7 protein-coding genes are annotated in these 9,373 nt (G+C 63.9%); 2 read left to right on the plus strand and 5 right to left on the minus strand.

Features of this window, described 5'->3' with window-relative positions:
* Nucleotides 1-75 precede the first annotated feature (75 nt).
* The 5 genes from B0E52_RS17470 to B0E52_RS17490 form a co-directional block, all read right to left on the minus strand.
* Nucleotides 76-2,223 (minus strand): hypothetical protein, encoded by a 2,148-nt coding sequence (locus B0E52_RS17470; RefSeq protein WP_077485714.1) that lies wholly within the window; start codon nt 2,221-2,223, stop codon nt 76-78.
* A gap of 171 nt (nt 2,224-2,394) precedes the next feature.
* Entirely contained in the window at nt 2,395-4,443 is a 2,049-nt protein-coding gene (locus B0E52_RS17475) for a hypothetical protein (RefSeq protein WP_077485712.1), read from the minus strand.
* A 159-nt stretch (nt 4,444-4,602) separates the two neighbouring features.
* Nucleotides 4,603-5,058, minus strand: a complete 456-nt coding sequence (locus B0E52_RS17480; RefSeq protein WP_077485710.1) for a pilin — start codon at nt 5,056-5,058, stop codon at nt 4,603-4,605.
* Between the two features lie 548 nt (nt 5,059-5,606).
* Complete coding sequence (locus tag B0E52_RS17485) at nt 5,607-5,999, minus strand: DUF86 domain-containing protein (protein ID WP_077485708.1); 393 nt, start codon at nt 5,997-5,999, stop codon at nt 5,607-5,609.
* Nucleotides 5,987-6,370 (minus strand): nucleotidyltransferase domain-containing protein, encoded by a 384-nt coding sequence (locus B0E52_RS17490; RefSeq protein WP_077485848.1) that lies wholly within the window; start codon nt 6,368-6,370, stop codon nt 5,987-5,989. The genes B0E52_RS17485 and B0E52_RS17490 overlap by 13 nt, the downstream gene beginning before the upstream one ends.
* A 128-nt stretch (nt 6,371-6,498) precedes the next feature.
* Between B0E52_RS17490 and B0E52_RS17495 the strand changes: the two genes are divergently transcribed.
* Entirely contained in the window at nt 6,499-8,655 is a 2,157-nt protein-coding gene (locus B0E52_RS17495) for a S9 family peptidase (protein WP_077485706.1), read from the plus strand.
* Between the two features lie 277 nt (nt 8,656-8,932).
* Nucleotides 8,933-9,271, plus strand: coding sequence for an endonuclease domain-containing protein (locus B0E52_RS17500; RefSeq protein WP_077485704.1), 339 nt, complete (start codon nt 8,933-8,935; stop codon nt 9,269-9,271).
* Nucleotides 9,272-9,373: the final 102 nt, after the last annotated feature.

Consider the following 9,373-nt stretch of genomic DNA (forward strand, 5'->3'; position numbering starts at 1 on the left):
GCTTTGGTATGACGGGGTGGGCAGATGGGCCTAACCCGTAGGCATGCAACTATGTGCAGGGGCTCTTTAAGATCGCTATGACCCAAACTTTAGATCGCCATTGAGAAGTATGTGTAGCTCGCGGATGCTTCCGTTCAATCGGCCACCGATATTCAGCGGGCGAAGTTGTTGCAAGGCCTTGCGTGCTTCATTGTAGCGATCCAAGGCGGCCAGCATGCGGACCAGTGTGATGCGGTAGGCCGGTTCGCTCGGTGCGTCTTTTACGGCGCCCTCGATCATGCGCAGGCCCAAGGCGTGGTTGTCCAGCACGTTCCACGCATAGTCGCCGTACGTGGCCTGCAACCGTGCGCTGGGAGTGTGGTGATCCAGCGCGGCCTCGAATGCCTGCACCATGCGTGCGGTGGGCAGCGCGCACGCGCGGTCCCTGGCGCATTGCGCCAGCGCGGCGAGCGAGCTTTCGTCCTGCACGCCGGGCTTTCGCGCCTTCAGCTTGGCGATCATGCTGTCCCACCACTGCGGCTTGAGCGGTAGGCCCATACGCGAGTTCATGAAGATCAGTGCCTGCTGCGGCAGGATCGAGGACTCTGGGAAGCTCGCCGCTTTTTCCAGTGGTGCGTAGGCCAGCCGCGTATACGGCGAAGCTGGATCGTAGTGTGAGTAGATGATGTAGATGCGACCCAGTTCGTACTGGGCGCGGGGCGAGTCGGGTGCGCGCGCGGCCAAGTCTTGAGCCAGCCGCAGCGGGTCGCCCCAGGCGTAGGCGGTAGCCGTGGTCAATCCGGCCCACCACAGCAGCAGGCAGGCCAGCAGCACGCGCCGGGGTAGCCGCCAGCGATGTCGGTGCACGGCGGGCTGCACGGCACCCGGCGAGACGGCCGCCAGCCATGGCACCACGGCCAGCAGCACGCCGAAGCTGGCGAAGTAGTTGCGGTGCTCGTAAACCAGTTCCAGCGGGATGATGGTGCCGGTCATCACGTGGCAGCCCAGGTACAAGGCGATCCCCAGTGCCACCAACGGCTGGCGGCGACGCAACCGGAACACCAGAACGAACAGCGCGGTGATTCCAAGCAGGCTGGTCAGCGTTGTCCATGGCGACAGCAAGCCAGTCGAGATGCGGAACTGGTCGTGATAGAAGGACAGTACCTGTGGCGTGGGCAGCAGCGTCCACCCGATGTAATCGCAGACCACGCGCGCTTCGCTAAGCAGGCGCTCGCCCAGAGTGAAATCGCGCGTGGCCCAATTGGCGGTATTCAGCACTCCGGGCAACAGCCAGATCAATCCCGCCAGCAGCGGCAGTGCCAACACCACCACGAACAAGCCCGCGATCCGCCCGTCCCATTCCCGGTAGGAGCGCACCCTGTGCGCGACCACCGCCTCATCCGGAGCATTATCACGTCCAGGGCCCGCTCCTACGGATAGCGATACGCGCTTGAAGCGAAACAGGATCCATTCGACCAGGAACGCATACAGCGGCAGCATCGCCGCAGTTTCCTTGGCCAGCAGGCCGATGACGGTGGAAATGACGAGGCTGACGGCGCAGAGCCAGAAGCCACCCCACACGCCTTCTGTGTAGGAGCGCGCCCTGTGCGCGAATTGGCGTTGCGAGCTGTCTTGAGGCGGCGCGCTTTCCAAAAGCATTCGCGCACAGGGTGCGCTCCTACACCACAGCATGCGCTGACGCCCGGCGACATACCCAATCAGCCCCAGCAGCACGAACAGGTTCGCCATGCTTTCCTCGCGCTGCACTACATACAGCACGGCGGTGAGGTTGATCGGCAACAGCATCCAGCCTGCCGCGATCAGTGCCGCGAGGATGCCTGCGCGTCGCCAATCCCCCTCCCCTGTATGCAGGGGAGGGCTGGAGTGGGGTACGGCCAGCAGCAACATTCTTGCGAGCAAGAACACGAGCGTGCCGTTCAACAGGTGCACTGCAAGGTTGAACAGCTTCCAGCTCCAGGGATTCAAGCCGCTCACCAGGTAGTTCGCGGCGAAACTCAGCGAAGCCAGTGGCCGCTTGAACTCGCTGGCCGGCGAGGACAGCGCGGCGCGCACCAGTGCGGGCACGCTGGCCGCATGCGGCTGCACGCCGGGGTTATCCACGATGTTGGGGTAGTCGTCGAACAGCCAGCTGCCGGAGAGGCCGGACCAATAGACGGCGGCAGTAATGAGCAGGGCGAGCAACAGCAACCGGCGCACGATAGGCGGTTTCAGGGAATGGATCATGTCGTCACAACGGGAGCATGGTGGCCGGCATCCTGGCGTGTGGCCGCGCGCTCTGCCGATTCCCGCGGTCAATGACCAGTCGTATCGGCGTGGGGTCGGGAAGCCGGGTATGGGGCCCTTGGTCAGTACCGGCTCTGCAGACGGTCAGAAGTTTCTGCAAGGGGAGGCGAATCACTGGTGCAGTGTCGTGGCGGAAATGTTGCGTCTGACGAGCAGCTCAAGCTCCGAGATCTGCTTGTCGAGGCGCCCTGCGTAGTTCAAGTGCCTCAGTGCGTCGATCTGTTCCTGTGCTTTGGCTGCCTGTCCGGCGCGCGCGTAGAGTGCTGCCAGATCGATGCGGTAGGCGGGTTCGCTCGGTGCGCCGATGACTGCCAGATTGAGGTATTTTGCCGCCAGCATGTCGTCGTGCAGGATGTCGCGTTGGAAGTCCGCATAGGCGCCGTTGAGCCGCGCGATGGGGTGTGGCCGAGAGAGCGCTGCCAGATAGGCGCGCTGCAACTGCGCGGCATCGAATTTGCAGATGCCTTTGCCGTAACAGGCGGTCAGCGTAACCAGCGCGTTGATGTCCCCCTGTCCCGTTGGCTGGTTGAGTAGTTTGCGCGCCATCGAGTCCCATAAAGCACCATCGTCGCCTTGCTGGCCGTGATCGACGAGCATGATCAGCGCCTGATCGGGCGACACGGACGCCCCCGGAATCGCAGCTGCCTGCAGGAAGTATTTCCAGGACGCGTCCAATGCCTTGCCGGGCTGATAGTTCGACGCGATCAGGAATTGGCGGCCGGCCTCGTATACCGCACGTTCCGAATCCGGGTGGTTGGTGGCTTCTGCAACGGCCAAGCGCAGCGGATTGGACCAGTCCTGCGCTCTCAGGTGAGTGACCAAGGCGAACCAAAGCAACCCAATGGCGACCAGAAACCCGCGCAGTATCGGCAATGCGATCCTCCAGCGCAGGCCAAGCAACCACGTGCCGGCTGCCAGCAACACGCCGATCGACGCGAAGTACATGCGCTGCTCGTAGACCAGTTCCAGCGGGACGATGGTCGCGGTCAGCAGCTGCGCGGCGAAAAACCAGCCGATGCCGAGTGAAATCAGTGGTTGGCGATTGCGTAGCCAAACCGCAAGTACGCCCAACGCGGCCAACGAGACGATCGCAGCCAAGGTGGTCCACGGCGTCAGCAGCCCGGTCGATATCACGATCTCGTCGTGGTAGAGGCTCAATACCGTCGGATTGGGCAGAAGTGTCCAGTGCAGGTAATCCACCAGCACGCGCGCTTCGGTCAGAAGACGCTGTGCAAGCGTGAAATCGCGGCCAACCCAGGAGCCGGGGTGCAAGGCGACACGCAGCAGCCACGCCGTACCCAGCACGGCCGGAACGAACAGGGTGACGACGAAGGTCCACCAGAGGCGTGCGTCCCGCGTCTGCTTTTCGGATGCTCCGGGCAATGGGTGGCCCGCCGGGGTGGCGCGTGCAAACCGCAATATGACCCATTCGGCCAGGAACGCGAGCACCGGTAGCAAGACGGCGGTTTCTTTCGACATCAGTCCCAGCGACGTGCCCAACACGATGCCGCCGACGACCAGCGCAAATCCACGGTGGTCGCGGCGCTTGTCGCGCGCCGTCAGCATCATCCAACGTCCGTGCAGGTAAGCCCACAAGCCGGCCAACACGAATACCTGACACAGGCTTTCCATGCGTTGCACCACGTACAGCACGGCCATCAGGTTGATCGGCAGAACCATCCACGCCGTGCTCACGATCAGCGCGAGGCGCGTTGCGGCGGCAGGGTCGAAAGCGGTGTGGCCCAGCTCTCCGTCGGGCAGGGAGGGAGAGGCTTGCGAAAACCGGCTTTGCCGCCAACCTGCCAATTGCAGCAGTGCCCGCAGCATGCAAAACAGCAGCACGCCGTTGATCAGGTGAATGACGACGTTGGTGACCTTGAACGGCCAGGGGCTGCCGTTGCCCATCATCCAGTTGAGCGAGAACGTGAGCGAGGCCAGTGGCCGGCGCAGGAAGCTGGACGGGGACGACAGCGCCGAGTTTACCCAGGCCGCCAGCGTCGAGTGCCCTTGCGAGATGTGGATGGCCGCGTTGTCCACGATGTTCGGGTAGTCGTCGAACACCCAGCCGCCGGCGATGCCCGGCCAGTACACGGCGGCTGTCGCCGCCGCAGCGAGTGCCAGCAACAGCCAAGGCAACCATGGGCGGGCACGTTCATTCATGTGCAATGGGTCAATCCAAAAATAGGGGATGAGGCATGTTAACTAAACCATGGGTTCGACCAACCCGTGGTTCGGGTATCAGCGACCATGATGACCCTGCGGCCCACAAAAGAAGGGCCGCACAAGGCGGCCCTTCGAGAGTGACACGGGAAACAACGATCAGCGGCAGCTGGCCGGGAGGTACTTGGTCGGCACGGTGCCAGTGCACTTCCAGGTGATCGGACCGGTGACCTGGGTGGTGGCGGTAATGGCAGCGCCGTTGGCATACGGCGTGAAGACGACGGTCTTGGTATCTGCGTCGCTGTTCGTGCCGGTGACCGTGGCGGTGATGACACCGTTCGTACCGACTTCCAGATCGGAAACATATTGCGAGGCGACGCTCGCTTGTGTGGCCGGCAGGCCGGCCGAAGCGTTTTTGCTGGGGACCGTACCGGTCGACTGGACCGTTTCTGCCACGGCGGTGCGTGCCATGTCGACGGCGGAAAGCGCCTCGGTCACCTTGGAGCGGATGATGTAGTTCTGGTAGGCCGGCACGGCGATGGCTGCGAGGATCGCGATGATCGCGACCACGATCATCAGTTCGATCAGGGTGAAGCCTTTCTGCATGGTCTTCATGGTGGTTCCTTCTGTTGGCTAGCTAGCGGTGTGCCCCCTGGGTTCCGGCCCCGATACCCCCTAGGCGGGATCGAACCCCAACACGACTTGGTCAGGAACGACCAGGAAGCTGGCGGTATCGAAGCATCTAACATGCCACGACCACCGCTGGCATATTGCCTCATGTCGCGGCGCTTGTGTGTTGTGCATGCGATCACGAAAGGGTGCCACCGGTAGTGGGGGCGCCTGGTTTTGTGCGCTTGCCGGCACTTCGGTTGCTTCGTGAGGCCTGATCATTTTGGGCAGCTTGTGACGCAATTTGTCAGCTTGCGGCCGATCGAGGTGGCGTGGGGTGCCCGGCATGGAGTGCCAAGAGCTTGGGCAGATGTGCCCGCAAGCGGGAATACGTTGCCACTATTGATGTCCGGCAGCCCTTGCTTGCGCCGCATTCGTCCAGCGTGTGCTGCTTGGTGCCAAGGCAATGGATGGCTGATCCGCAATGGTCACTTTTGCCTGGCGGGGGCATGCGGCATCACGGGTGGCGAATCCCGTCAGCTTTGCGTCCTGACTCAATCGGCGAAGCGGGTGAAATCGTCCAGGTGGCGGGTGGCGATAGCGTGGACGATGGCCCAGTCGATGGCGCTGTAACTGTGTACGGCGAGGTTGCGGAAGCCGACAGCCTTGCGCAACTGCGATGCAAGCGTGGCATCCAGCTTGTGCGTCGAGGTCAGTTGCTCGAATGCTTGGCCCATGGTGTCGGGTGGTGGCAGGCCCGAGTCGGCCAATACGTGCAAGGCCAGGTCGACGCAGAGTTGGACGGCGCGACTGAGGTTGAGTACCACGATGTCCTGCAGATCGGGACTGGCTGCAAGTGCGTCTGCGGTGGCAGGGCATTTGTCGCGGACGCGTAGGAGGAAGCGCTGCAGCGAGTCGAGCTTGCGGCCGACGATCAGTGCGTCCATGCGCGCCTCCGTTCCTCCAGCATGCGCGTCACATAGGGCACGAAGTCTTCCATGGCATAGACATGACGGGACATCAGGTTCGCGTGTGCAGCGGTACTGCCGATGATGCGTTTGCCGTGCTTGAGGATCTGGCCCAACAGGGGCTCGCCGACCGCATGCAGGTCGATCAAATCCACCGGCCGGCCGGTGGCGAGGGCAAGCTCCTCGATCAGTTGCATGCGCAGAGCGGTGTCGAGCGGCTTGGCCGCCTGCACAGCCACATCCACGTCGCTCTCCGGGCGGGCGCGCTCTTGGGCGACCGAGCCGAACACATAGGCCAGCCCGATCTCCGGGTGCGTCGTAAGTACGCGCTGTACTTGGAGTGTGGACATGAGAAACCCATCCGCCATTGGCGCTGCGCCGCCAGTCTAGTGGGTTTTCGGCGTGTCGAGCCGGGTCGCTTGCGTGGTGCCGGCTTGCCGCTTACCTTGCCTCTTTGACATCACCTAGGGGAACGACCATGAAGCAAGCCCTGACGGCGCTGCTGCTGCTGGCACTGGTGGCCTCGCCCGCGCTGGCGGCGGACACCGACACGGTGGCGCCGATCGATACCACGATCACCGTGGACCACGCGCCGCACCCGTTCAACGTGCGCGACCTGGTGATGATGCAGCGGGTGAGCGATCCGCAGCTGTCGGCGGACGGGCGCTACGCGGCGTTCGGTGTGCGCAGCACGGACTACGCGGCGAACAAGGGCGTCAACGCGATCTACGTGCTGGACCTGGCGCAGGACGGTGCGAAGCCGGTGAAGCTGGTGAACATGGTGGCTTCCTCGCCGCGCTGGTCGCCGGACGGGCGCAGCCTGTACTTCCTCGCGCCGGTGCAGGGCGTGACCCAGTTGTGGCGGCGCGGCGTGGGCGACCTGCTGGGCGGGGCGCACCATGCGCCGATGAGCATCGCGCCGGTGCAGGTGAGCCACGGTCCGCTGGACATCCAGGACTACAAGCTGGCACCGGACGGCAAGAGCGTGTTGCTTTCCTACGCGGTGTTCACCGACTGCGCAGGCCCGCTGGCCTGCACCAAGGCGAAGCTGGACCAGCGCGCGGCGGACAAGGCCACCGGCACGCTGTACAAGAAGCTGTTCGTGCGGCACTGGGATACCTGGTCCGACGGCACGCGCAACCAGCTTTACCTCGGCCGCTTCGATGCGCACGGCCAGCTGCCGGCGGAGCCGACGCTGCTCACGCGCGGCATCGACGGCGACGTGCCCAGCAAGCCATTCGGCGACGACAGCGAGTTCGCCTATTCGCCCGACGGCAGGACGGTGTATTTCGACGTGCGCATCGCCGGCCACAGCGAGCCGTGGTCCACCAACTTCGACATCTACAAGGTGCCGGCCGACGGTTCGTCCGCCCCGGTGAACCTCACGGCTGAAAACAAGGCCTGGGATGGCTGGCCCGTGCCCTCGCCGGACGGCAGGACGCTCTACTACCTCGCGCAGAAGACACCGGCGTTCGAATCCGACCGCTTCGCCATCATGGCGCTGGACCTGGCGACCGGTGCGAAGCGCGAGATCGATCCGCACTGGGATCGCTCGCCGGGCGGCATGGGCATTTCCGCCGACGGCAAGACGCTCTACGTGACTGCCGACGACGAGGGCCGGCACCCGCTGTTCGCGGTGGACACGGCCAGCGGCAAGGTGCGCCAGCTGGTGGGCGATGGCGAGGTGGACGGCTATTCGCTGGCCGGTTCGCGCCTGCTGCTGGCCCGCAACGACCTCAAGCGTCCCACCGATCTGTACACCGTGGATGCCGACGGCAAGGATCTCAGGCAGGTCACGCACTACAACGCCGACCTGCTCAGGAACGCGCACGAGGGCGATTTCGAGTTCTTCACGTTCAAGGGCTGGAACAACGAGCCGGTGCAGGGCTACGTGATGAAGCCGGCGGGCTATGAACCCGGCAAGAAGTACCCGGTGGCCTTCATCATCCACGGCGGTCCGCAGGGCGCCATGACCAACAGCTGGAGCTACCGCTGGAATCCGCAGACCTATGCGGGGCAGGGCTTCGCCGTGGTCACGATCAACTTCCACGGCTCCACCGGTTACGGCCAGGCGTTCACCGACTCGATCTCGGGCGACTGGGGCGGCAAGCCGCTGCAGGATCTGAAGCTCGGCTGGCAGGCCGCGCTGGCCAAGTACTCCTTCCTCGACGGCAACCGCGCCTGCGCGCTGGGCGCGAGCTACGGCGGCTACATGACTTACTGGATCGCCGGCGTGTGGAGCCAGCCGTGGAAGTGCTTCGTCGACCACGACGGCGTGTTCGACATGCGCATGATGTATTACGCCACCGACGAGCTGTGGTTCGAGGAGCACGAGAACGGCGGCCCGCAGTTCGAGGTCCCCGCGAACTACGAGAAGTTCAACCCGCTAGCCCACGTCAAGGACTGGCGCGTGCCGATGCTGGTGGTGCACTCCGGCCACGACTTCCGCATCCCGCTCAGCCAGGGCCTGGGCGCGTTCACCGCGCTGCAGCGGCGCGGCATCCCCAGCGAGTTCCTCACCTTTCCGGATGAAAGCCACTTCGTGTTGAAGCCGCACAACAGCGTGCTGTGGCACGACACGGTGAACGCGTGGCTGAAGCAGTGGACGGCACCGGAGGCTGCGGCGAAGCAGTAGCCGAAGCACCCCACCCCAACCCTCCCCTGCAAGCAGGGGAGGGAGTTCACGCGGCACGATATGTTGGTTTTCTCCTCCTGCTTACCGGGGGCCCAATACATCACATTGCCAATGCTTGCATGGGGCGGCACATCACTCCCCTTTGCTTGCATGGGCAGCACATCGCTCCCTAGCGCTTGTATGGGAGGGAGAGCCGCACATCATTCTCCTCCCCCTGCTTGCAGGGGGAGGTCGGGAGGGGGTAAAGCTTCCCGCTCGCCAATGGCAAGGACTGGCCATGCAACGGAAATGGGAACGCGCCCGTCAGCTGCGCAATGCAGCCACCGACGCCGAACGACACCTGTGGCGCCATCTGCGTGGCGAGCAACTCGGCGGATTCAAGTTTCGCCGTCAATATCCGCTGGCAGGTTACATCGTTGATTTCGTCTGCATTCCTGCGAGGCTCGTACTTGAACTCGATGGCGGTCAGCACCAGGAGGCGGTGAGTTACGACGCGGCACGCACGCGTGCTATCGAGGCGCTTGGCTATCGAGTGCTGCGCTTCTGGAACGACGATGTGTTGCTGCGTACCGATGCGGTGCTGGAGGAAGTGCTACGGAACCTGGAGTCAGGTTGAGGGTGCAGAGCGACCCCACCCCGGCCCTCCCCTGCAAGCAGGGGAGGGAGACAAGGCATCAGTCCGCTGAATCCACCCGCTCCCCCTGCGAACACGTCGCGC

This window comes from Rhodanobacter sp. C06 (assembly GCF_002001105.1).
Classification (GTDB): Bacteria; Pseudomonadota; Gammaproteobacteria; order Xanthomonadales; family Rhodanobacteraceae; genus Rhodanobacter_A.

Bases quoted from the DNA above. Each gene is read 5' to 3' on its own strand.
- B0E52_RS17490 (WP_077485848.1), bottom strand. From the start codon at position 6,370: ATGTCCACACTCCAAGTACAGCGCGTACTTACGACGCACCCGGAGATC.
- B0E52_RS17495 (WP_077485706.1), top strand. From the start codon at position 6,499: ATGAAGCAAGCCCTGACGGCGCTGCTGCTGCTGGCACTGGTGGCCTCG.
- B0E52_RS17485 (WP_077485708.1), bottom strand. From the start codon at position 5,999: ATGGACGCACTGATCGTCGGCCGCAAGCTCGACTCGCTGCAGCGCTTC.
- B0E52_RS17480 (WP_077485710.1), bottom strand. From the start codon at position 5,058: ATGAAGACCATGCAGAAAGGCTTCACCCTGATCGAACTGATGATCGTG.
- B0E52_RS17470 (WP_077485714.1), bottom strand. From the start codon at position 2,223: ATGATCCATTCCCTGAAACCGCCTATCGTGCGCCGGTTGCTGTTGCTC.
- B0E52_RS17475 (WP_077485712.1), bottom strand. From the start codon at position 4,443: ATGAATGAACGTGCCCGCCCATGGTTGCCTTGGCTGTTGCTGGCACTC.
- B0E52_RS17500 (WP_077485704.1), top strand. From the start codon at position 8,933: ATGCAACGGAAATGGGAACGCGCCCGTCAGCTGCGCAATGCAGCCACC.